Below are 26827 nucleotides of genomic sequence, written 5' to 3' on the forward strand. Positions count from 1 at the left end.
GTTTCTTATGCCCCCACCATTGATAAGCTGAAAACAAAAGAAGAGCGCCGGAAGGCATATGCAGAAGCGTTAACCGCAAAGCCTGACATTGTGGAGTCTGACCGGCCGGTGGAAATCTATGAAGTGCTAAGTGAATGATTATGAGGGGATGTGTGGTTTTTGAAGTGTTACATCGCTCTAGATATATTTTAATATGCAATTGGTCTGGTATAAAGCCCGGCATTGTATATATACAATTGATTTTGAATAATCTTGCTAATAGAATTTAAACAAATCATTTTATGAAGAAAATTTTTGCATTGCTAATGTTAACTACAGTATTACTGTATTACGGCTGCGATAATTTTGAAGATCCGGCAATTCCGGAGATCAACAATTGCAGTTTGTCTTTGACAAATACGGAGGGAATTCCGTTATCAAATGTTTGGGTAAAGGTTTATTATTCTGATATAAAACCTGATTTTGTAGTGGATTCTACATTTACTTCTGTTCTTGGAAAGGCGAGCCTCCAGAGTTTGGAGCCCAGAGAATATACATTCAAAGCTTTCAGAACAAACGGAGAAGAGTTGGGAATAACAAACATAGTTGTTACAAACGAAGATGCTTCCAATAATGTAGAATGGTCGTTAGACGTAAGTATTGCTAATTATACTTTTACTATTGTTGTGGTTGATAATAAGGGGAATCCGATTTCTGGTCGCAAAGTGGAATTGCTGACAAGAGATGGAGATAACCTCATTACATTGAAGGAAGGACTTTCGAATACTGAGGGGAAAGTTGAATTTGCAAAGACCGTTGCAGGAACATATTTGGTTTATGTTTACGACGACGATAATTTGTCTGTTTTCGATCAGGCAGAGTCAACCGTTGGTGCTGCAGAGAAAAATACTGAGACTTTCCTTGTTCAGAAAATTTTCCATAGCTCTGATATTGTGATAACAGGTTTTGTGCATGATCCGCGTGGTTCCGATAGTCCTAAAGCCGGAGCTGTTTCCGGGGATGGTCTTGTTCATCCCGGACAGTACGAATATGTACAACTGATGGCGCTGAAAGACATTAGTTTCGCCGAAAATAATTACAGTATTATTTTTACAAATACCACTACTCCTACAGAATACGGATGGGCTGCAGGGTTATACGATGAAACAAGCAAAAAAGTATATCAGATAAACCTGACGACCGGTTCGGTAAAAAAAGGACAATATTTCTATGTTGGCGGAAGCGCCCGGGCTATTTGTAGCTATTATCAACTAACACTTAGTCCTCAATTGAGCGCAGACGTATTTTGGGGCATTGATTATGCTGCTCAAGCCGGAGGAAATGGCAATGGAGCTATGAAGAACGGAAGCGGCCTTATGGGAAATGGCACCGGAAAATCACAGTCTTCTGTAACAAAAAGTGCACCGGATGGAATAGCTGTATTTAAGGGAACAAATGTGGATGAGAACACTGTTCCGATGGATGCCGTTTTTTACGGAACATCTGTTACCTATCAGGCATATCAAATGCCTAATAACGATATATACAGCCGGACGAACTCTGATACCGGAGAGGAACAGGCTTTGTTCGGTGAAGGTTCCAATACTTATTTGTTCCCAGTTGGAGCTCAGGATTTAGGTACTTTTATTAAGCTGGGAGGAAAGGTTACTCCGAACGAATGGCTTACTCCAAGAAGTGGTGCCGTTTTTCTGTTTAATATGAAGGATTACCCCGGAGCATCGGTTGCTGATATTGAAAATTCGGCAGACTGTACCGTCTTTGTAGATAAGTAATATCAATAAAATTATATTTCTGATTATCATGAAATTAATGCATAAAACTAATTGTATAATATTGAGTTCGGCTTTTTTCATCTTTTTGATGGGGAGCCTGACTCTGCGCGCGGAAGGGAACGGGTATTCTTTCCCGTCAGCAACCGTTGCTCAGCAAGACTTAACAGTATCGGGAGTAATCAGTGATGAAAAAGGAGAGCCGCTTGTTGGCGCGTCGATCCAGATTGTGGGTACTACCATTGGAGCTGTTACCGATTGGGAAGGGAAGTTCAGCATTCAGGTGCCTGAAAAGAATTCAAAATTGTCATTTTCTTATATTGGCTACAAAGCCGTTACTGTTGATGTTAATGGCCAGTCGAGTCTTAACGTAACACTTGAAAGCACGATGTCAGACATCGATGAGGTTGTTGTTATTGGTTACGGAACAGCTAAAAAAAGAGATTTGATTGGCGCCGTAGATCAGGTTACTTCCGAAACGCTTGAAAGTCGTGCAACGCCAAGTATAACACGTAGTTTGCAGGGGCAAATTCCAAACCTGAATATCAGCATGAGGGATGGAAAACCTAACCGGGAAACCAGTTACAACGTCCGAGGGGAAACTTCCATTGGAGCCGGAGGTAATGCGCTGATTTTGATTGATGGTGTTGAAGGTGACCCCAGTACGTTAAACCCTCAGGATGTTGAGAGTGTTTCGGTGTTGAAAGATGCTTCTTCTGCGGCGGTTTATGGCGCCCGCGGAACATTTGGGGTTGTTCTTATTACAACAAAAAAAGCAGGTAAAGGAAAACTCAGCGTAAATTACGACGGAAGCGCATCCTTTTTAACGCGAACAGTGAAGCCTTCGTTTGTAACCAACGGTTACGAATGGACAACTTCTTTTTTAGATGCATATTATGGCTACAACGATTATTCTGCATCTGACCCAACATCAATCAATAATGTTTTCCCGTTTTCCCGGTCGTGGTACGAAGAATTAAAGCGGAGAAACGATAATCCGGAGCTTCCGCGTGTAAGGGTGAATAGCGACGGGAATTACGAATATTTTGGAAATACAGATTGGAATCAGTTGTTGTACAAAGATTGGACGCAGGGAACCGACCACAAATTGAGTATTAATGGCGGAAACGATGTGGCAAGTTATTACGTCTCGGGAAGGTTTTTCGCCCAGGACGGAATTTACCGTTACAATTCAGACGATCTGAAACGCTATAATTTTAGGGCAAAAGGACAAATTAAGGTGAGTCCGAAACTGACCATTGATAATAACTTTTCAATGGACAACAATAAATACCATTACCCGCTGATGTCATATGCCGACGAATTGGTGCAGCGAAACCTCGAACACCAGGGGTATCCCATGGCGCTGATGTTCAATCCCGATGGTACTTATACTTATTCTTCTATTTATAACGGAGTAGGAGATTTTCATAATGAAACATCTTTTCAGGATGATAATACGCTGAACGTGCGGAATACTGTTGGGGCTACTTATACGCCGGTAAAAGATGTTTTGACATTTAAAGGCGATTTTACCTACAGTTACAAAGATTACCAGCGTACCCGTGTTAACCGCTACGCTCCCTATAGTGAAGGCCCCGGGCAAAATGCCGAAAAAGGACAGTCGTTGAGAAGGATGTGGAATCAGGAAACAAATTATTTTGCTTCGAACTTAACCGGTAACTATACTCCAAATCTGGGTGAAAATCATTCGTTGAATATTTTGGTTGGTGGCAATGTGGAGTCTTCTACACGAAGAAATATTTACAATAGGCGCGACGGGTATTTGTATCCAGATAAACCAAACTTCATTCTGATGGATGGTATAAATTACGTGATGGAAGAAAGAAGTATCGATTGGGCTTTTATCGGAGTGTTTTTCAGGGCAAATTATGCATATAAAGGAAAATATCTTTTCGAGGTAAGTAGTCGCTACGATGGGTCTTCCAAATTCCCGACCAACGAACAATGGGGTATTTTCCCTTCGGCATCGTTGGGCTGGCGCATTTCAGACGAAGGTTTTATGGAAGGCACCAAAGATTGGTTAGATAATCTGAAATTGAGAGCTTCCGCCGGTACTCTGGGTAACGGTAATGTAAGCCCGTATTCTTACCTGCAATTGATGGATGTTGGAAAAACATCTCTTTTGCTCGATGGGGGTTTTCAAACTTATACCGATTTGCCAACACTCATTCCGGATAATCTGACCTGGGAAAAATCAACAACTTATGATGTCGGTCTTGATGCTGACCTTTTTAAAGGCAGATTTAATTTAGGGTTCGATTGGTACCGAAGAAATACTACTGATATGTATGTTACCGGGCCTCAGCTTCCGCAAACGCTCGGAGCAAATGCCCCGAAAGGTAATTATGCCGATTTGAAAACCCTGGGATGGGAATTGACAATAGGCTGGAAAAATCGTTTTAAACTGGCTGGAAGAGACTTTGCATACAATGCCAAATTCATGCTTTGGGACAGTCAGAGTTGGATAACAAAATACCTTGGCAACGAGAATATGTTGCTGAGTTCTTATTACGAAGGCCAAAAATTGGGCGACATTTGGGGATACACTGTTGAAGGTTTGTTTACAAGTGAAGAAGAAATTGCCGCTCATGCCGACCAGTCAAAAATACCGGTTTCAAAAGGGAAAATGTTGCTTCCGGGTGACCTGAAGTTTAAAAATCTTGATGATGATGATATTATTTATAGAGGAGCCAATACTCTTGATGATCACGGTGATTTAAGCATAATCGGCAACGAATTGCCACGGTATCAGTTTGGGTTCAACCTGGGAGGAAACTACTGCGGTTTTGGTCTGAATGCATTCTTTCAGGGAGTTGGTAAAAAAGATTGGTACCCCGACATCGAATCGGGATATTTCTGGGGACAGTACAACCGTCAGTATGGATATTATCCGACTGACCAAGTTGGAAATATGTGGATTGAAGGTGTAAATGAAGATCCCAATGCTTATTGGCCGCGTTTAAGGTCTTATATGGCAAATTCTTCCAGCAAACCAATGGGAGTCAAAAATACCAGGTACCTGCAGAATGCTGCTTATGTCCGTTTAAAATCAGTAACTCTGGATTACACTTTACCTGCTGATTTTGTTTCTGACATAAAACTGACATCGGTGAAATTTTATGTGACAGGTGAAAATTTGTGGACATGGACAGGCTTGACTAAGCATACCACTAATTTCGACCCTGAAGTAATTGAGTCTGGCGACCCTGATCAGGCAAGTAATTCCAATAGAGAAAATGGCTATAGTTATCCGATGTTGAAAAGCATCACATTCGGAGTTAACATAATATTCTAAATAAGTGCCTTATGAAAAAAAGTATAATATATATGTTGGTTCTCATGAGTGGTGTGTTTGCTGCTTGTGAAGATATGCTGGAAAAAGAGCCGATACACCAGTTGAATGCTTCTACGTTTTTTAGCTCAGAAAACGACCTGAAAATTTATTCGTATTCATTTTATGAAGATAATTTGCCAACAGCCAATGGCGTTGCAAAGGCCGACGGAACTTCTGATTATGCCGCCATTAACAGTCCTTCTGTTTTTCTTTCCGGAGACTGGAGTTCTATTGACCAGTCGGGGTGGGGAGTTGGAAACTGGAGTGCGTTGCGTAACATCAACTATTTCTTGGAGTATGCACCGAAAACTCCTGTTTCTGAAGAGGTATTAAATCACTACATCGGTATTGCCAGGTATTGGAGAGCTGTATTTTACCTGGATAAAGTTCAGACTTTTGGGGCAGTTCCGTGGTACGATAAAGCGCTAAATCCGGATGACCCTGATTTGAAAAAAGCACGGGATAACCGTGAATTTGTAATGGATAAAGTTATGGAAGACATTACTTTTGCCGCTACGCACATCAGGGAAACTAAAGATACATACAGCAGTCTGGTGAACCGGTTTACTGCCCTGGCAATGAAATCGAGAATTTGTTTGTATGAAGGTACTTACCGGAAATACCATACGGAGCTGGGGCTTTCCGATGCCAATACCTGGCTGAAAGAAGCTGCATCTGCTGCAAAAGAATTGATTGAGTCGGGCCAATATGGCTTGTACAACACCGGAAATCCTGAGAGTGATTACCGTGCGCTGTTTGTTGCAGAAGATTTAGCCGGAATGCCCAAAATTGCAAGGGAAGTAATTCTCGCCCGTAACATGAATACCGAGTCGAGGGTCTGGCACGAATTAACCTGGAATTTCAACTCTCCAACAAATGGTAGTCGTTGGTCGTTGATTAAACAGTTTGTTGATACCTACCTGATGCGGGATGGCAGCCGGTTTACTGACAAGCCAAATTACGACGAAGTTGAGTTTTACGATGAGATGAAAAACCGGGATTACCGCTTGAGTCAGACTATTCGTACCGAAGGGTACTTCAGGGAAGACGGAACAATTGCTCCTCCTGATTTTGCAGTGACACTTACCGGTTATCATATTAAAAAGTGGAGTTTAGATGATTCCTGGCACGACGGACAAGGGCAGTGCACCAATAATATACCAATTATCCGGTATGCAGAAGTGCTTCTGAATTATGCAGAGGGCAAAGCTGAATTGGGCGAATTTGGTCCGGCGGAGTGGAATCAAACCATTAGGATTCTGAGAGAACGTGCCGGTGTTTCGGGCGCTGAACCGCAGGTAGCCGATGATTATTTACAAAGTGTTTTCTTTCCCGGAATTTCAGATAAGTATCTCTTGGAAATCAGAAGGGAAAGAGGAATTGAATTGTGTTTCGAAGGCTTCCGTTATCAGGATTTAATGCGATGGAAACGTGGCGATTTGCTGGCGTCAGAAAATATGCTTTGGAAAGGAATTTATATTCCTGCAAAAGATGTAAACTATGATTTGAACGGCGACGGAAAACCAGATGTTTGCATTGTTGATGCGAAACCATCTACCACTACAAGCGGAGTGAAATATGTCATACTCGGAACAAATATCAGGTTGTCAGAAGGAGATAAAGGACATTTAATTTGGGCGTGGGGCGTTGATCGTAGCTGGTCGGACAAAAAATATTTGCGCCCGATTCCGCAAACAGCAATTACCCTTAATCCAAACCTTTTGCCTCAAAATGAAGGATGGGAATAATAAGTTAAAATTTATATTGGAAAGCAAGATCAGGTTCATAAGAATTGCTATCCCGAAATGCAGGCAAGTTTTGTCCTGCATTTCCTGTTTTGGTTAGTCGTTCATTTATGGGTTGATCTGATGTGTAAAATTATATGATTATGTGTAGACAAATTTTTGGGTTTTTTGTTATTCTGCTCCCGTTTTTGTGGCTGATTTCATGTGATAAGAATAGCACCTCCGATTTGGAGGCTTTAACTTTTACTCGGGAAAACTGGTTTGTAAGTGAAGGAGAAGCCTTTCAGCTTGTGTTGGAAGAAACGGTTCCTGCTGAGATGAAACTGATATGGAAATCAACTGATGAATCAGTAGCTTCTGTAGATAGAAACGGAGTTGTTTCGGCTAAAAAAGCCGGTTTTGCTGAAATTACGGTTCTGCTGTCTGAAAGTAAAGTTACTTCTTCTGTTAATGTATTTGTGTTAAAAAAAGCGTTGGATAAAATTGGGAGTCAGCTTTCAAACGAATTGATATACAGTAAGGGAACATATTTGGTTCGCAATACGGTAATTCAATGTTTTGATATTGCTCAAGACGGCACTGTTTTTTATGATCAGCTCGGAGGGGGACTGCCGCACGTTATTTTTGTGGTGAGAGGCCAGGCAAACCAGCCGTATTCCGACTACATGCAACTAAAATATTTTGGGCACGGAACAAATATGGCTATCGAAGAACAAGGAAGCAACGCGTATGTTTGGATAAACAGTAACGGTACCAAAAAAAGTGACGGCTCGTACGGGAGTAATCAAACTTTTTCGCGGTTAAAATATGAGGCCGGCGGAGTTGCTGAAAAATATTCAGGAGAAACTTATTATCTGCCTGAAAAAACAAACATTCATCCGGCAGTTGACGTGGAAAATGATTTGCTTGCCGTTACCACCTCTGGTGGGGGCGACCCATTTCGTTATTTTTATTTTTATAAACTAAGTGAGGCAAAGGCGTTGGCCGAAGAGCAGGTTACCTTATCTGCACTGACTTTTGGTGGCGAAGAGGCAGGAGGGCCAATGGAGCAAACCGAAAAAAGAACATTAAAAGTAAAGAACCTTGGCAAACTAACTCCGGTTAGTTTTTTTAAGGTGTCGCAATCTGTTAGTCCTGAAAAAACTGGGTATTATGCTTTTCAGGGCTTTGATGTTGCTGATGGTTATTTGTATTTCTACGAAGGCGAGGGAAATGAGAATACTGTTTCCAGTGGACCGTCAAATGCATTTGTTTCGGTATTTTCCATGGACGGAACCCTGGTAAAAATAAAAACGAAGATTCAGGCCATATCAGATTTGAATGATTTGGAAAAATATGGGATTACCGCTACCGGGTATATGGAGGCCGAAGGGATCAAAGTAAAAAATGACGGAGTTTATTTGGGTTTTGCCTCCAAGTCAACTGATGATAAGCGAAAGGCAAATATTCTCGTTTACAGGTAAGATGCGATTTTGGTTAGGCTTTTTTTTTGTTGTCATTAAAATATGATTGTCTAAAACGATGCATCAATACAAACGCTTTTCAGAACGAATTTTTTTATTGGGTTTATATCAAATGTTTTTTGTATCGATATAGGAGCAGCAATTGTATAACTCCTTTGCGTCCGGAGTGTAACTATATCCGGGCGGTTTCTTTTATGTGGGAGTGATATTTTTGTCTGATTTTTCAAGGACTTATTTAATAAAAAAGCATAAAAACGATTGTCTTTGATTTCTTTTTATGTATGTTTGCATGTAATAAGTGTATGAAAAGAAAGAAAAGGAAATTTTTAAAAAGTTTGCTCTGTTCCTTTTGATTCGGTGGTGAAAATGTGGGATGGGAGAGTTTTAGGAATAACTGATTTTGGGAGGTTGTAGTTTTGTTTTTCGAAAGAAATAGCAATCAAAATAAGGATGCAAACTCTTTTGTACAGAAGTAATCTTTTCTGAGCTTTAATTTTGTTGGGGGGATTTGGAATAATTGCAGTATCGATTCAGAATAGTTTATCGATTTGATGAATTAATCATCACTTTCAATTAAAAAGATGAAAAATAAATCACAAGCGTTTTTTAATCATATTGGGTTGCCCGGGCATTTGTCGTGGGGATACCTTGGGGTCTTAATCTTCATGATGGGAGATGGGATTGAACAGGGGTGGCTGAGTCCGTATCTGGTTGAGCGGGGATTGACTTTAGAAGCTTCTGCCGCTTTATTTACTGTATATGGGATAACAATCGCCATTTCTTCGTGGTTTTCAGGCGTGTTGGCCGAAACCTATGGCGCCCGAAGAACTATGTTTTACGGCTTGCTGCTTTATCTGCTCGGAACAGTCGGTTTTGTTGGACTTGGAATTCCTGATTTGAATTATTCTGTTATGTTGATTGCATATGCTGTTCGTGGTTTTGGATATCCTTTGTTTGCCTACGCCTTTTTGGTGTGGATAACTTATGGCACTCCAAAAGAGCAGTTGGGGCGTGCTGTTGGCTGGTTCTGGTTTGTTTTTACCGGGGGGCTCAATGTGCTAGGCGCCTATTATTCCAGTTGGGCAATTGTTCGGTTTGGTCATATTTCAACTTTGTGGACAAGTATATTCTGGGCGCTAATAGGGGCTTTTTTTGCATTGGTTTTAAATAAATCCAAAAAGTTGGAGAGAAAGCAAGCCGATTCAAAAATGAAAGATTTGATGAAAGGAATTACCATCATGCGCGACGAGCCGAAAGTTTTACTGGGTGGAATCGTCCGGGTGATCAATACAACGGCGCAGTTTGCTTTTCCTGTGTTCCTTCCTATGTATATGGCAGAGCATGGTTTTAGCACCACCGAATGGTTGCAGATTTGGGGAACCATTTTTACTGGTAACATCATTTTTAACCTGATTTTTGGGTTTGTTGGCGACCGTGTCGGGTGGCGTAATACCATTATCTGGTTTGGTGGAGTTGGTTGCGCAATAAGCACGGTACTGTTTTATTATTCTCCTTTGGTTGGAAATGGAAACTTTTGGATTGTAATGGCCGCAGGAACTTTGTGGGGAGCTTTACTCGCCGGTTACGTGCCGCTTTCAGCATTGGTTCCGTCTCTGGTTAAAGACGATAAAGGAGCTGCAATGGCAGTTTTGAATTTAGGAGCGGGACTTCCGGTTTTTGTCGGCCCGCTGCTGGTGGGTGTGTTTTATAAATTGATCGGAAGTGAGGGTGTGATTTGGCTGCTTGCCGGACTCTATTTGTTGAGTGCCGTGCTCACCCGCTTTATAACATTACCGAATAATGCAAAAACAATTTAGTATATAATATTTCAATAGAAGTGTGCAACAGAATAGATTTCACTGAAATGGGATTGTGAAGAGTGTGTGGATTTTGTTTGTTGCTGAAAGAATTAAATAATTTTAAGAGAGATGAAACTGAATGTAAAAGAAGCGTTGGAATCGGCCCGGGATACGCGGGCTTTAATTATTGACCGGAATATTATAGCGCAGGTTTCCGATTTGTTTAGGGCAAATTTCGAAGGGCGGAAGGCTGTTGTGGTGTGCGACCAGACCACTTTTAAGGTTGCAGGAGAAAAGGTGTACCAATGCCTGAAAAAGGATGGATTAACAGAAATGGAGCCGTTTATTTACGATGAGCCCAAGCCCTATGCGGAATTTGGAAAAGTAGAGAAGCTCGAAGAATTTCTGAAGAAAAACGATGCTATTCCGGTTGCCGTTGGTTCCGGTACATTGAATGATTTGACCAAGCTGGCCTCTAGTCGTGCCGGAAGGCGCTACATGTGTGTTGCAACTGCTGCATCAATGGACGGATACACTGCATTTGGCGCTTCCATCACATTTGAGGGTGCCAAACAAACTTTTTCGTGCCCGGCTCCCCAGGCTGTTATGGCCGATGTTGAAGTAATAAGGCAGGCACCGCCGGTAATGACCGCCTCTGGCTACGCCGATTTATTTGCAAAAGTAACAGCCGGAGCTGACTGGATTATTGCCGATGCGCTAGGCGTGGAACCAATCGATGCACGGGCTTGGTCAATTGTTCAGGATGGGCTGAAAGAAGCATTGGCCGATCCGATAGGCGCAAAAGCTGGTGAGTTAAATGCCATTACTCCGCTGGTTGAAGGGCTGATTTTAGGCGGTTTTGCCATGCAATGGTCTCAATCGAGCCGGCCGGCATCCGGAGCAGAACATCAGTTCAGCCATTTGTGGAATATGGAACATCATACATACAATGGGGAAACGCCGTCTCACGGATTTCAGGTTGGCATTGCCACTTTAGCAATTACCCGCTTGTATGAGAAAATGCTTCAGACTCCGTTCGAAACGCTGGATGTGGATGCATGCTGTAATCAGTGGTGCGAATGGCCGGTTTGGGAACAGAAGATAACAGAGAGATTTAAGGATACCGATTTTCTGGAAACAGCATTAACGCAAACAAAAAATAAGTACATCAACAAAAAGGCTTTAAAAGAACAGTTAACGAAACTGAAAACTGTTTGGCCCGAGTTGAAAAAGCGTTTAAGCGAACAGTTGGTTCCTTCAGAAGAAGTTGAAAAAAGACTGCGTGCTGTTGGTGCACCGGTTGAACCGGAACAAATAGGAATTTCCCGTGAACGCATGAAAGGTTCATTTATCAGGGCTTCGCATATCCGGTCCCGTTTCACCATTTTAGACATTGCAGTAAGAACAGGCTACTTGGAGCAGTGGCAGGAAGAAATATTTGAATAGTAATTATGTTTGACGAGAGAGTATTTTTATCATCCTTTCCGGATGAGCAGGCGTTGTACGCTCACTTGCGAAATATTAAGCATGTGGCTCTGGATATGGATGGCACTATTTATAAGGGGAATACGTTGTTCCCCTACACAAAGCAGTTTTTGGCCGATTTAACTACAATGGGAATTGGTTATTCGTTTTTAACCAACAACCCGTCGAAAAGCACCGCAGGTTACCTGGAGCATTTGGGTAGCATGGGCGTTGTGGCGACAAAAAAAGAGATTTATACCACAGCGCAGGCCACGATTGCTTATTTAAAAACACATCATCCTGAAGTAAAACGGCTTTTTATTCTGGGTACCCCCAGTATGATTGAAGAGTTTGAACTGGCAGGTTTCGTATCTGTTCCCAACGATCCGAAGGAGGAGCCTGACGCTGTTGTTGTAGGGTTCGATTTAACGTTGGCCTACGACCGCTTGTCACGCGCCGCGTGGTGGGTATCGCAAAATAAATTGTATGTCGCTACCAATCCCGATTATGTGTGTCCGACAGATGAGCCTGTGGTTTTGGTTGACTGCGGTTCCATTTGTGCTGCCATCGAAAAGTCAGTTGGCCGCGAGCCCGACGTTGTTCTGGGAAAACCTCAGCCCGAGATGCTTAATGGTATTTTGGAACTTCATCACCTGAAAAATGAAGAAGTGGCAATGGTTGGAGACCGGATTTATACAGATATTCTGATGGCGCACCGTGCCAATAGTTTAGGTGTGCTGGTGTTGTCGGGAGAAGCAACCAAAGAAGATGCAATGAAGGCTGTGCCCAGGCCAAACCTGGTTACACCTACCATTGAGACGTTTGGAGAACTTTTAAAACGGTCGCGGGCAATTAGCCGAGATTATGAAACGAACGTGTAAGAGAGTTACATCTAAAAAAAAAGCGTGAGTTCGTAGTAACCATTAGACTAAATTATTATTGACGAATGAAAGGGGTTATTGGAGCTGATTTTGGGTCGGATTCTTGCCGGGTAATATTGGTTGATGCTCATTCCGGAACGATTTGCGCAACAGCAACGCGTTTCTATCCGCGATGGATGGAGGGCAAATACTGCGATTCGGAGAAAAACAGGTATCGTCAGCATCCTTCTGATTATGTTGAAGCCTTCGAAGGAGCGGTGAAAGAAATGCTACAAAACGCAACCCGTGAGCAAAAAGATAGCATTGCCGGAATTGCTTTTGCCACAACTAGTTCTACAGTCTGTTTGACCGATGTTAACGGCATTCCGCTGGCTTTATTGCCTGAGTTTCGCGAAAACCCGGATGCAATGTTTGCTTTGTGGAAAGACCACACCGCGGTAAAAGAAGCAGAAGAGATAAATGAACTGGTGCATCAGTGGCCGGTTGATTATAATAAATACATTGGTGGGCGCTACTCTTCGGAATGGGTCTGGTCGAAAGTACTTCATCTGTTGAGAAACGATAAAGAAGTTGCTGCACAGGCCTTTTCGTGGATCGAACAATGCGACTGGCTGCCTAATTTATTGTGTGGAATCAATAATCCCGAAAAACGAAAATACAGCCGTTGTGCCGGTGGGCATAAAGCAATGTGGCACCAAGAGTGGGGAGGCCTTCCTTCTTCGGAATTTATGCAGAAACTGGCGCCCGACTTTCCCGGGTTTTTGTTTTGCCCTTATCGCGAAACCTACACTGCCGATACCGCAATTGGAACCTTGACAGAAGAATGGGCGTCAAAGCTCGGGCTTCCCGCCAATGTTAAAGTTGCTGTTGGCTCAGTAGATTGCCATGTAGGAGCAGTGGGCGCTCAGATAAAACCCGGCTTTATGGTGAGTGTTGTGGGAACATCAACTTGCGATATTCTTGTGGCCGAAAAAGAAAAAACAGGTGCTTCTGTAGTTCCGGGAATTTGCGGGCAAGTAGATGGCTCTGTTTTACCCGGATTGATTGGCTTTGAAGCCGGACAACCTGCTTTTGGCGATTTGTATGCCTGGTTTAAGGAGTTGTTAGTTGGTCCGTTGGAGCAGCTCTTGCCTCACTCCGGCTGGCTGGATGAAAATTCTCGCGAACGTTTATTAAATGAAATACGGGAGCAGATGATCCCCTGGCTGACGGCCGAAGCCGAAAAATTGCCGGTTGATTCCAATGCGGTTTTGGCAACCGACTGGATTAACGGGCGTCGTTCGCCTGACGCAGATGAATTGGTAAAAGCAACAATAACCGGCTTGCACTTGGGTAGCAATGCACCAGGTGTTTTTAAAGCTCTTGTAGATGCTTCGGTATACGGATTAAAAGCGATTGTGGATCGCTATTCCGAAAATGGAATGGAAGTGAATGAAGTGATTGGTGCCGGCGGAATTGCACAGAAGTCGTCGTTTGTTATGCAAACCATGGCCGATGTACTGGGGCTACCGGTTAAAATTACCAATGCAAAAGAATCATGTGCACTGGGGGCTGCAATGTTTGCGTCAGTAGCAACCGGAGTTTATAGAAGCGTGGAGGAAGCACAGGAAGCGATGGGGCAGGGATTTTCAAAAGTATATTACCCACGAAACGAATTTGCAGCGATTCATCAGAAAAGATATCAGGAATACCTGAAATACAAAAAGTAACTGGCAGAGAAATCGGGCGCAAAAGAATAAAGAAAGAATTGTAAACTTAGGAAAAAGGGATAACAGTGAATAACATTGAAATAGTGAAAAAGGCAGCAGACAATATTCGCAGACGAGGTAATGTTGACAGATTGCCCGGCGATTGGATTGACGGCCGGCTTGCTAATTACGTTTGAAAAACTGATTGGAACCCGACGGATAGTGTAGGAACTGAATTTTTTCGGCTACTCGGCACCCTGTGAAGTGCTGGATGAAAAGTTTGGCTTCATGGGGACAAACGTTTTTAATCAGGAAAAATTACTGGCTTGTTCCTGAATGCAATAAAACAATGCTGCAGTATTTAAGAAAAAACAAATCTGATAAAAAATAAAATTAGAACGATGACGAATATATTGAGTTTTCTAAAGCCGGCTCCCGAAAGGGAGCAAACCATTACCGACCAAAGTGAGTTAAAATCGAAATACAAATATTGGCGGACACGTGTGCTCTACACAACGATGATTGGGTATGTGATGTTTTATTTTGTGAGGAAAAATATTTCGATTGCAATGCCTGCCATTGAGGCTGATTTGGGAATTTCGAAGGCTGACCTTGGGCTTTTTCTGACCTTGCACGGAGTGGTTTACGGCATTTCAAAATTCGTTAACGGTTTTTTTGGAGACCAGACCAATCCGCGGTATTTTATGGCGTTGGGGTTGTTCCTTTCGGCCTCAATGAGTTTGCTGTTCGGTTTAAGCAGCGGCGTGTTGGCGTTTGGTATTTTCTGGTTGCTGAATGGCTGGTTCCAGGGGATGGGATTTCCTCCCTGTGCCAACAGTTTAACCAACTGGTTTTCGCCTTCAGAACGCGGCGTTAAATTTGCCATGTGGAACACTTCGCATTCTATTGGTGCAGCTTTGGTTTTATTGCTCAATAGTTTTTTGGTGGTTTACGACTGGCGTTATTGCTTTATTGTTCCGGCGGCTTTGGCATTCGTTGGTGTGCTTTTTATTCTGAACCGGCATCGCGATAACCCCGAATCACTGGGGCTTCCGCCTGTTGAAGTTTATAAAAACGAGAAAGCAGAGGTGAGCGTTGAAGAAGAGGAAGAAAAAGGCGATTTCAAGCGCTTTGTCAGGAAACATGTATTTGGGAACCCGGCAATCTGGTTTCTTTGTCTGGCTAATTTCTTTTTGTATACTATCCGGTACGCCATTCTCGACTGGGGGCCAACTTTTCTGACAGAAATGAAAGGAGTTGATTTGCAGAAAGCAGGGTGGCTGGTAGCCGGTTACGAAGGGTTCGGTATTTTGGGAATGCTTTCCAGCGGCTGGATGATGGACAAGGTGTTTAAAGGCCGCGGAGGACGTGCTGCTCTTATTTATATGGCCATTTGTTCGGTAGCAGTGTTCTTTTTCTGGAAACTGCCCAACGAAAGTCCGTTTTTCTACGGAATTCTACTTTGCGTTGTCGGGTTCTTTATTTACGGTCCGCAGGCGCTGGTCGGAATTATTGCTGCTAACCTGGCTACTAAAAAGGCGGCTGCCACAGCAATCGGGCTTACCGGGTTGTTTGCTTACCTGAGTACGGTTTTGTCGGGCTGGGGACTTGGCTACCTGGTAACTCACCACGGGTGGTCGCTTGGATTCCTGCTTCTGGTTATATCCGGAGTTGCCGCTACCGTCTTTTTCGCTTTTACCTGGAACTCAGGTTATATTGAAGAGAAGACAGCTTAGTTAGAAGAACATTAATCATTTAAAACGAAATAGCAATGAAGACAGGAGTTATTAATCTGCTGATTTTTTTGACTGTTTTTGCCTGGGGAAAAACGACATTGGCACAAGAACGGAAATATTCTGTTTACTGGGAACGCAGAGCCAGTTTGTTTGAAAATTTGCCAACCAGCAAAAAGGATATTATTTTTTTGGGAAACAGCATTACCGACGGAGCAGAATGGGCGGAGCTTTTTGATAACCCTCGTGTGAAAAACCGGGGAATTAGCGGTGATGTTACCAGTGGAATTCTGAACCGTCTGGATCCCATTGTTAAAGGAACCCCTGCTAAAATATTTCTCTTAATCGGAATTAACGATGCTTCGCGTGGCATTTCTGTTGATTCAATTGTCGGTAACATTCGTTTGATTATAGAACAAATTCAACGGGAATCTCCCAAAACGCGCCTCTATTTGCAAAGCGTGCTGCCGGTAAATGATGCATTCGATAACTACAAAAAACATGCTTCGCGATGGATGATGGTGCCCGAAATAAACAAGAAACTAGTGGTTCTTGCCAGCGAGAAACGGATAAGCTACATCGACCTTTTTAGCCATTTTACAGATGAATCGGGCGCAAAATTGAATCCTGCCTACACCAATGACGGACTCCATTTGATGGGAGAGGGTTATTTGAAGTGGAAAGAATTACTGGAACATTATGTCAATAACTAATTGCTTTTTTATTTTTTGCAGATAACCCAGGCAAACTAATGTTTGCGAAACTTTGCTGCAAATAGCACATCTGTAGCTGCTATTAAAATGTATACAAAAATAGAGAAGAGGACTTTTTGCAAAGTTTCTCTTCTCTATTTTTTTTGTCACATTATTAAACAAATTATTTTTTCTTGTTAACCCTTTTTTCAATAAAAAGCCCAAAGCATATTGTTGTTAGTTGCTTTTTTATAACAGTGTTTTAAACAGGTATGAGACAGAAATAACCACATAAATTGCATTAGTTCGAGCAGTATTAATGAGGTTCTTTATTGGGTGTGCGGAAGAAAAGGTTCTACCTTTTCTATGTGTTTAGCACGTAATGTATTTAGCACGTAAATGAAATACCCATTTGAGAGAGCCTTTTTGTTTTTTCCTTTTTATTAGAATTGCATTTCGAAAAAATTAGTGGAGTTGTAATGTCGATAATTTTTTTTACTTTCAATTTTTATAAGCCAGTTAGCTAATTTTATATGGTCCGATTGAAGAATACTCCATATCTCATAGTTTTTATCTATTGTAATTTTGTTCTTTTGGGTTACGCCCAAGGGCAGGATTATTCTAATTTATTTTTTAATAGTTTAAATAGTTTAAACGGACTGAACTCTGATGTTGTAAATTCTGTTCATCAAGATAAAAATGGGTTCCTGTGGTTTTCAACATCAGAGGGAATAGTAAGATACGACGGTTATGAATTTCAGAGTTATAAGAATTATCCAGATATCGGTAAGTTGTACGGGCTTAATATAAATGCAATAGAATCCGATAAAAACGGAGGAATCTATATCTGTTCAGACTATGGTTTTTACGCTTTTAATAATTTGTTGGAACCGATTTTCGAAAATTTGACAAGTATGTTAAATGGAGTTGTTGTTTCAGATGTCCATCTGGGTAACGACGGATATATTTATATTGCTACCGACCAGGGATTTTATATTTTAAATGCAAATAATACAGAGATAAAGTCGATAGTGCCAAAGGAAGGTAATGGATTAACCACAGCTATTATTAAGCAAATAGAAGAAGATAATGAAGGTAGAATTTGGGCAGGAAGCTGGCAGGGCGGGTTGCTTAAATTGAACCCAGATAAAAAATCTTTCACTGCATATAAAATTTTTAATGATAAGAGCGCTGCTGTTTATAAAAACACAGTGGTTTCTTTAATGATCGATAGTCACGGGTATATGTGGGCAGGGACATGGTCTTCAGGGATTTATGTGCTGGATATTGGTTCGCCGGATGAAGTTCGAGTAATAAAACGTTTTAACTCAGTTCCAGATGATAGCCGGACTATTCCCGGGGATATTATTCATAGTATGATTGAAGATGAATACAATGGCATTTGGATAGGAACGCCCGAAGGTGTTGCTGTAATTCGTTATCCATTAACGAAAAATTCAAAAATTATTCGTTTTCAGTACTCAAAATTGCCAGGAGATATACTAGTGAATGAGATAAAGAATGTATATCGCGATAGAGAAGGACTTATTTGGCTATGTACTAAGGGAGGAGGTGTTTATTATACCCACATAGAAGCGAATGACATTGAGCATATTGAAATTCCTGATATAGATTCCAGAGTAAAGAAACAGGCTGTACATGCCATCGCGATTGACCATGAAAATTGTTTTTTATTTGGTGTGTCGAGTTTAGGTTTTGTTTCCTATAATACATTAACGAGCAAATTTCATTCTTATAAACAACTCCCTAAGTACCAAACGATAGCTAATTATATTGATTTAAATACCGCGAGAGCATTTTTGTGGGATCGAGATTCAGCACTATGGATTGGAACCAGGTACAACGGGATTTTGAAATTGGAATCTAGAACAGGTCAAGTGACCTTTATAAATTCTACTGTTCATAGTGAAAGCTTTACAGGGCGTGAGGTTTCCTGCTTGTACTCAGAGCCGGATGGTACCGTATGGGCTTGTACAGAGAACGGACTGCATAGGATCCATCAGGGAGATAATAATGAAATATTTATTGAACAGGTAAATTTTGCAGAATCTAATTTGGGGGTTCTTGGCCCAATGAACTTTACCGGTATCATTAAGCGAAATGATAATTATATTGTCGGAAGTAAAGCAGCCGGTCTTTTTTTACTGTCACCTCATAAAGGCGATTTTGAGATAAAAAGGTGGAATGGAGATAAGGACTTAAAAGTAAATACTGTATATATGGACTCCAAAGGTCGTGTTTGGGTCGGAACGTGTGGAAATGGATTAATGTTGTTGGATTCTAATGATAGTTTAATAAATCCCTATGACGCTAATATTACTTTACTTGGAGATGTCATTTACGCTATTAATGAAGACAATTATGGAAATATTTGGTTGACAAGCAACAAAGGACTGGCCCGGTTGAGTTACAAGGAGGGTGATACGTCAGTGAAATCTTTTTCCTATCTAAATGGACTTCAGGGTAATGTGTTTATTCCACGAGCCTTTTTTAAAGATTCTGACGGTATTTTTAGTATAGGGTGTTTTAATGGTGTTTATCGTTTTGATCCTCTGAAAATTACAACAAATCAGCATAAACCGTCAGTTGTAATTACTGAAGTATTAGTTGAGGGAGAAAAATATCCGTATGTACAGGGGCAACGCAACGCAATAAAACTAACTCATCTGAAAAACGATTTGAATGTTGTCTTTTCATCTCTTTCTTATTTGTTTCCCGAAGGAAATCATTTTGCATACAAGATGGAAGGGATTGATAAGAGTTGGAAATACGTAGAGGCGAACATGAGAAGTGCAAACTACAGTAATCTCTCGCCAGGGAATTATGTCTTTAAGGTTAAAGGTTCAAATAGTATGGGAGTATGGAACGATACACCGGTCGAGATTTCAGTTGAAGTGGTCAGAGCATTTTATAAAACGTGGTGGGCGATAGCTTTTTATATAATTTTTGCGCTGTCAGTGCTTTTTGTTTTTTATTGGCAGCGACTTAAGTCAATCAGGGTGAAGCAAATGCTCGATATACGAGAAATAGAAAAGACGGAATCAGAAAAGCTCCATCAATTTAAACTGCAGTTTTTTACTAATATTTCACACGAATTGCTTACTCCACTATCAATACTATTATCTGTTATTGAACGAATAGAAGAAAGAAAGGACTACTCTGCTGAATTGTTCGGTATGATGAAACGTAACACTCTTAATTTGAACAGGCTTATACGTCAGCTATTGTCATTTCGGAAGGTGGAAACCGGACATATGAAGATACAGCTTGAGACAATAAATTTGAGCGAGTTTGTAGAGTGCTGCGCAGGGAACTTTAGAATATTGGCAGAAAAACGTAAAATGAAACTTGTTGTTGATGTGCAAAAGGGGCTAAAAGGAATAATGGATCGGGAAAAACTGGAGATAATTATTCATAATCTGTTGTCAAATGCTTTTCGATATACCGACTCTGGCAGAGAGGTTTGTTGTGTGCTCAAAGAGTCAGAAGATAAAAATTATGTAACAATAGTAATAAAAGACTCAGGTAAAGGAATTGGTGAAAATGAAATGAAAAATCTGTTTAAACGCTTTTATAGCTCGAGTACAAGTGGAAAAACAGAGGATTCAGGTATTGGTATTGGACTGAATCTAACTAAAAGCTTAGTCGATTTGTTAGGTGGAAATATAACAGTAAAGAGCGAACTTGGAAAAGGAACCGAGTTTTTAGTTGAACTTCCTGTCTCAGAAGAACTAATTGACGCAACAAGTCTGAATAAAGATGAAACTAATCTCGCATACAGCATGGAGTCCGGTAGAGATGACATATATGTCGTCGAAGAAGAAAGAATTCAACAATTTTTAAAGTCCCATGAGCCTTTTACAATTCTAGTAGCAGATGATAATGATGATTTTAGAAAAATTCTAGTAGATTCACTTCGGGATAACTTTAAAGTTTTGGAGGTTGCAGATGGCAAAAACGCTTTAAAAACTGTAATGACTACTCATGTAGATTTGATTATTTCAGATGTAATGATGCCTAAACTCAACGGATGGGAGTTGTGTCAATCGATTAAATCTAATCTTTCAATTAGTCACGTTCCAGTAATTATAATAACTGCAAAAACAGGTGACGAAAACAGACTTGAAGGATATCAGGTAGGAGCTGATTCTTATATCGAGAAACCTTTGAATATGAGATTGCTAAAAGTGCGGATCGTTTCTCTTTTAATGCAGCGTGAAAAGTTGAAGCAAGCATTCTCTACCGGGCTAAATCTTGTTCCGGATAAAATAGCAATAACCCCGATTGACGAACAGTTTATTGAAAAAGCGAAGAGACTTGTTGAGAAAAATTTATCGAATACTGAGTTCTCTGTAAAGGATTTGTCCAAAGGTTTAAACGCAAGTAATTCTATGTTGTATCGAAAGATGAAGAATGTATTGGGACTCAATCCAAATGAGTTTATCAGGAGTATACGTTTAGGAAATGCAGCCAAAATGCTGGAAAATAGTTCTTTCACTATTTCTGAAGTAGCTTTCAACTGCGGCTTTAATGATCTAAGTTATTTCGGGAGTTGTTTTAAAAAGAAATATGGAGCTACACCAAGTGAGTATCAAAATGGTCAAAAGCAGTTTTGAATTGGAAGGTAGTATAATTATGATTGGTCATATGTCTGGCAAAAAAGGAATAGTAATAAGAATGTTTATTAGATAGGAGCATGTTAATCGCCCAGAATACTTTTGTTTCTATTTGTCCCCATTTTATTTTCAGAAAGGCACTTATTCGGAGTAGCTATGGACTCTATGAAAAATTGTGCCTTTTTGAGCAATGCAACACGGATAAATTTGGAATGAGTGTTGTCCCCATACCAAAGTTTTTTGCTAAAGACCCTGCTCAATAAATATACAGCGAAAAAACTGCATGTAGGTTATCTGTATTTTTATATTAATTACCCCTCTAATGCCAAATAAGAATAACTAACATAATCAATATTATAAATTATTAATCAGATAATGCAATATATTATTCGTATTTATATGCAATGTGCTTGTAGTCAATGCTTTTTGTTTTTATCTGGTTTTGTCAGAATTATCATATTCAATGATTAGATATCCATAACAAATCGTATCCATGTTCAATACTTTTGGAATCAGAACTAGGCATGTATTTAAAATGTGCCAAATCAATGAATTAATAAATAATCTAAATTCTATGAAAAAAATCCAATTAACTGTTTTTACGCTACTGATTGTTGCAGTGGGTTGGGCTCAAAAACTTACAGTTAAAGGCATCGTTTCTGATAACGGCGAGCCTTTGCCTGGGGCAACAGTTATTGTAAAAAATGCATTAGCAGATCAAAAAAGAGGAACAGTAACTGATTTTGAAGGCAGATTTAGTCTTGATGTCGAGACTGACAATGTTCTTATTATATCCTTTGTCGGATATAAAACTGAAGAAATTCAAGTTGATGGACAGACATTTTTTAAAATTAACCTGACTAAAGACTTCACAGAACTTGAACAAGTTGTTGTAGTAGGTTACGGTGTTCAGCAAAAAGCATCATCAATTGCATCAATATCGCAAACCGACGGCGAAGAACTGTTGAGGGCGGGAAACGTAACAACTGTTTCGCAGGCTTTACAGGGGATGTTGCCTGGTGTTACTGCAATTGTAGATAATGGAAAACCTGGTGCAGATGCAGCAGATATTTTCATTAGAGGCAAGGCCAGTTGGCAAAGTTCTTCTCCATTGGTGCTGGTTGATGGTGTAGAACGTGATATGAATGACATCGATCCTAATGAAATAGAAACACTGTCAGTTTTGAAAGATGCTTCTGCAACAGCTGTGTTTGGGGTGAAGGGTGGTAATGGAGTTATTCTTGTCACTACAAAACGAGGAAAGGTTTCTGCCCCGGATGTTGGTTTTTCTGCAAATTTCGGGTTTAAAATGCCAACAGTAAAACCAGAATACGGTGATTATGTAACCGCCATGGAGCTATGGAACGAGGCTTTGATAAACGACAAAGAATGGGACAAGTTGATTCCTGAATCCACAATTGATGCTTGGAGAAAAGCATATTCTACTGGTAACTATGGAGCCTACAATGATTATTTTCCTCAGATTGACTGGTGGAATGAAATGATTGACGTCGGTTATCAACGAAATTATAATGTTAATATCCGCGGTGGGACAAGTTTTGTGAAATATTTTGCGTCTCTTGGATATTTATACGACGGAGATATTTTTAATTCAGAAGAAAATGAATTATTCGACCCATCTTTTAATTATAAAAGGTATAACTGGCGATCTAACTTCGATTTTAACCTGACGAAAACAACGGTGCTGTCAGTAAACATTGCAGGGAAGTTAGGTTATCGAAACCAGGCAGGTTATCGAATTGACGGTAACGGAGAAGATGGTTGGGGGCAGGAACAGTTCTTTCAGGCATTATATCGATCAGATCAAAATACTTTCCCTATAAAATATTCTGACGGAGAATGGGGAACAGCAGAAAATGGGGAAGGCAATTTGATGACTGCTTTTGATAAAGGTCAACGTATATATAAATATTATCAGGGTTTTGTCGATTTTAAATTAGAACAGAAATTAGATGCAATAACTGAGGGACTGTCTGTTAAAGGTACAGTGTCTTTTGATTCTGAATCAGCAAATGCCTCTAGAATACAGCGTTATTCTGGCGGAAATTTCGGACCCAACGCTATTTCGTATCATCGAAAATATGATTATGCTAATCCAAATAGTAACGGTACCTATCCGCTACTAAAAGAAGAGAGATGGCCTAGTGATAATGCGCAAAATCCCGAACCATCAGCATCTTACGACTATATGTTGGGTAATGGTTTTCGAAAGTTTTTGTACTACGAAATTGCTTTAAATTATGCACGTTCCTTTGGAGATCATAATGTTTCTGCTTTAGCATTATTCAGCCGTCGTGAAAACGAAGGACTGTCTGGAACAACAACCTTTAGAATACCCCACAGACAGGAAGATTGGGTTGGACGTGTTACCTATAATTGGAACGGACGATATTTAGCTGAAATAAACGGCGCATATAATGGGTCAGAGAATTTTGCACCGGGTATGCGATTTGGATTTTTCCCTTCTGTTTCTGCCGGATGGCGTGTTTCAGAAGAACCCTTTGTTAAACAATTTGCAGAGGGGTTTTTAACCAACTTGAAACTGAAATATTCTTACGGAATGTCGGGTATGGATAACGGAGCAAATCGTTTTGGTTACCAACAATCGTATAATACAGGCGGAAGTGTTCAATTTGGAGAAACAAATTCTACAAGTTATGGCCCGCTTTATACCGAAGGTAATGCAGCCAATGAAAACGCAACCTGGGAAGAGGCGATAAAACAAAATTATGGTTTGGAAATTACGTTGTGGTCAAAACTTAGTGGCGCAATTGATATCTATAATGAGAAACGTACCAACATTTTGATGGATTTGTGGTCGCCTATCTGGTATGTTCAAAAAGCGGCTAAAGCGAATATCGGTGAAACAAAAAACCAGGGAACAGAGATTGAGCTAGCTTGGAACGATAAAATTGGGTCTAATTGGGAGTACCGAATTAAAGGGAATGTCGCTTTCAACGAGAACCGGATTGTTGCTCGGGGTGACGGAGTGAATACACCTGAGTATCAAAGACAGGCAGGGAAGCCAATTGGTTTTCAAACCCGTTATCTTGTTTACGATTTTTATTCAGATCTGGATGATATTTTTATCTATTCAACACCAAATAATACTACACTACAAGGACAAATTGTTCCCGGTGATTTTATGTATGTCGATTATAATGCCGATGGAGTTATAGATCAGGATGGCGATAGAGTGGTTATAAGGGAACTAAGTTATCCATTGAAGACATATGGGTTAACTTTAGGATGTGGTTATAAGGGTTGGAATATTGACATGACATGGTATGGTGTTACCAATATGTCAAAAGAACTCGACAAGTTTATTTATTGGGATAATGTTGACGGAGGAAATGTAATCTATAAAGTTAGTCCGGACGCAACAAATCGTTGGACGCCTGAAAATGCAGACTCTGCAACCAAACCGGTGCTTCACTCTGTAAACACTTCATTTAGTATGATGCCAAGCACTTATACTAATCGCGACGCTTCTTATATTCGGTTAAAGAATGTGGAGATCAGTTATACATTCAATAAGAAGTTTCTTCAGCAATTTGGGGTAAAAAATTTTCGAATTTATGGGAATGGCAACAACCTCATAACTTTAACTAACCTCGATAAACGCATCGATCCGGAATCAAAAAGCTCCGGGGTGTATCCCGTTGTAAAGCGGATGAATATCGGTGTACGTGCATCTTTTTAAATAAACCAAACAATTGATATGATGAAAAGAATAAATATACTACTACTTGCATTGATATTTTCAGCATGTGAAACATATCTGGATTTAGCCCCAGAACTGGATATTGACGAACCGGATGTTTTTGAAAATTATTTGTCTGCGCAAGGGTATTTGGATAATTGCTACAGAGCATTGAATGACTATATGTATTGGAAAAGTCAGACAGTAAACAGGCCACATATTGCGGCATTGTCGGATGAAGCCGCAACAACCTATATCTATTCGAAACTTGTACATGTTATGAATGCAGGCAATTGGTTTAACCAATCAGAGGCTTTGGAAGTAGGTTATGGCGATGGAAGTCTTGGGAACAGAGAAGGATACGTCATTTCCAATGCATTTTACAGCATTCGAATTGCAAATAAAATTTTAAAAAATGTGCCGGAAATGAATACCATTTCCGATGCAGAAGAAAAAGAGTTGCTTGGGCAAGCCTATTTTTTTCGGGCATGGAATTATTTTGAAATAATAAGGAGGTGGGGAGGAATGCCACTGTTTGATCATGTATTTGTTGGGGATGAGGAGCTTGATCTTCCCAGAAAAACATACCAGGAGTCAACTGAGTGGATGCTTTCGGATCTAGATCTGGCCATTGACTTACTCCCCAATGAATGGTCGGAAGCAAATACCGGAAGGATAACAAAAGTTGCTGCAATGGCCGTTAAGTCCATGGCAAGTTTATACGCGGCTAGTCCGCTTATGAATAATCCAATTGGCACGGTTCAGAATAGCGGGTATAATCAACAATGGGCAGAAAAGGCAGCTAAATATGCAAACGAAGTATTACAATATATAGATAATGAGTTGCCGGCAAAAAAAATGATGGGAGAAGATTTGCCGGAAGATCAGAAGGCAGACGCATATCGTTTCGTTTTTTATCATTATCCAAATTTTGTAAGCGAAGAGTCTTTGTGGTATCTCAATTCAACCGGAGAAAGTAGAAAAAATGATATGATTATTCATTTTCAGAATATGCGCTTTTCTAAAAATACAGGGAATTACGGTTGGGCAATAACAACTCCTTCTCAAAATATTGTAGATATGTTTGAAGTCATCAATACCACAGATGGACAGGCTTATCCATTCGATGATCCAAATTCCGGCTTTTCCTGGAGTAATCCTTATAATAACCGCGACCCCCGTTTTTACAACAATATTTTATACCCCGGAAGAGAGTGGGGATTATTTAAAGATGGTACTCCTATGTATCTTGAAACATGGGATGGTGGAGCAGACTTGAGCGCTAATGTCTTACGAACTGTTCCTACCGGTTATATGTGTGTTAAATGGTGGTGGCCCGAAGCTAATGGTTACAATAATGCCGGCTTTTCTAAATATTATTACAATACAGTTTACATCCGAACGACTCAAATATTTCTTGACTATGCTGAGGCTATGAATGAAGCTTACGGTCCGAATTTAGATCCGGAAGGCTATGGAATGACGGCAGTTGAAGCAATAAATCGCGTAAGAGCCCGTGTGGGAATGGTTCCGGTAAATAGCAAATTTACTTCTTCAAAGGAATTATTCAGAGAACGCATAAGAAATGAAAGAGCAATAGAATTAATGTGGGAAAACCATCGTTGGTTTGATATCCGCCGCTGGATGATTGCAGAGGATTTGTTCAATGAAACATATCCAATTAAAGGTATTCACGTGATTGACCAGACACCACGCGTAAAAACGGTTCCAGATAAACAATTTTCCTATTTTCCTATGGATGTAACCACTGAGACAAGGGCATTTGATAGTAAACATTACTGGTATCCAATTGCAAAAGATCATATTGATCATTTGGGAAATTTGGAACAAAACCCAGGATGGTAAATAAAAAA

General features: G+C 40.5%; 13 protein-coding genes. All 13 read left to right on the top strand.

Features of this window, described 5'->3' with window-relative positions; all coding sequences use genetic code 11:
* Positions 1-281 precede the first annotated feature (281 nt).
* The gene (locus BUB08_RS03295) at positions 282-1772 is read left to right on the top strand and encodes a collagen binding domain-containing protein (RefSeq protein ID WP_072998939.1); all 1491 of its coding nucleotides are present in this window, start codon (positions 282-284) and stop codon (positions 1770-1772) included.
* A gap of 37 nt (positions 1773-1809) precedes the next feature.
* Positions 1810-5088, top strand: a complete 3279-nt coding sequence (locus tag BUB08_RS03300) for a SusC/RagA family TonB-linked outer membrane protein (protein ID WP_217651548.1) — start codon at positions 1810-1812, stop codon at positions 5086-5088.
* A gap of 11 nt (positions 5089-5099) precedes the next feature.
* Entirely contained in the window at positions 5100-6875 is a 1776-nt protein-coding gene (locus tag BUB08_RS03305; RefSeq protein WP_072998943.1) for a RagB/SusD family nutrient uptake outer membrane protein, read from the top strand.
* Between the two features lie 140 nt (positions 6876-7015).
* A complete protein-coding gene (locus BUB08_RS03310; protein ID WP_217651549.1) occupies positions 7016-8335 on the top strand; it encodes an Ig-like domain-containing protein in 1320 nt (439 codons plus the stop codon).
* A gap of 581 nt (positions 8336-8916) precedes the next feature.
* The gene (locus tag BUB08_RS03315; protein ID WP_072998947.1) at positions 8917-10152 is read left to right on the top strand and encodes an MFS transporter; all 1236 of its coding nucleotides are present in this window, start codon (positions 8917-8919) and stop codon (positions 10150-10152) included.
* A gap of 111 nt (positions 10153-10263) precedes the next feature.
* Positions 10264-11580, top strand: a complete 1317-nt coding sequence (locus tag BUB08_RS03320; RefSeq protein ID WP_083570556.1) for a sn-glycerol-1-phosphate dehydrogenase — start codon at positions 10264-10266, stop codon at positions 11578-11580.
* Positions 11581-11585: 5 nt separating this feature from the next.
* Complete coding sequence (locus tag BUB08_RS03325) at positions 11586-12479, top strand: HAD-IIA family hydrolase (protein ID WP_072998949.1); 894 nt, start codon at positions 11586-11588, stop codon at positions 12477-12479.
* A 65-nt stretch (positions 12480-12544) separates the two neighbouring features.
* Complete coding sequence (locus BUB08_RS03330; protein ID WP_072998951.1) at positions 12545-14188, top strand: ribulokinase; 1644 nt, start codon at positions 12545-12547, stop codon at positions 14186-14188.
* A 380-nt stretch (positions 14189-14568) separates the two neighbouring features.
* Positions 14569-15903, top strand: a complete 1335-nt coding sequence (locus tag BUB08_RS03335) for an MFS transporter (protein WP_072998952.1) — start codon at positions 14569-14571, stop codon at positions 15901-15903.
* A gap of 35 nt (positions 15904-15938) precedes the next feature.
* A complete protein-coding gene (locus tag BUB08_RS03340; RefSeq protein WP_083570557.1) occupies positions 15939-16613 on the top strand; it encodes a GDSL-type esterase/lipase family protein in 675 nt (224 codons plus the stop codon).
* Between the two features lie 521 nt (positions 16614-17134).
* Positions 17135-21229, top strand: a complete 4095-nt coding sequence (locus BUB08_RS03345; protein ID WP_175549935.1) for a hybrid sensor histidine kinase/response regulator transcription factor — start codon at positions 17135-17137, stop codon at positions 21227-21229.
* A gap of 574 nt (positions 21230-21803) precedes the next feature.
* The gene (locus tag BUB08_RS03350) at positions 21804-24953 is read left to right on the top strand and encodes a SusC/RagA family TonB-linked outer membrane protein (protein WP_072999816.1); all 3150 of its coding nucleotides are present in this window, start codon (positions 21804-21806) and stop codon (positions 24951-24953) included.
* Positions 24954-24971: 18 nt separating this feature from the next.
* Positions 24972-26819 (top strand): RagB/SusD family nutrient uptake outer membrane protein, encoded by a 1848-nt coding sequence (locus tag BUB08_RS03355; protein ID WP_083570558.1) that lies wholly within the window; start codon positions 24972-24974, stop codon positions 26817-26819.
* The last annotated feature ends 8 nt before the right edge of the window (positions 26820-26827 follow it).

Source organism: Mariniphaga anaerophila (assembly GCF_900129025.1).
GTDB lineage: Bacteria > Bacteroidota > Bacteroidia > Bacteroidales > Prolixibacteraceae > Mariniphaga > Mariniphaga anaerophila.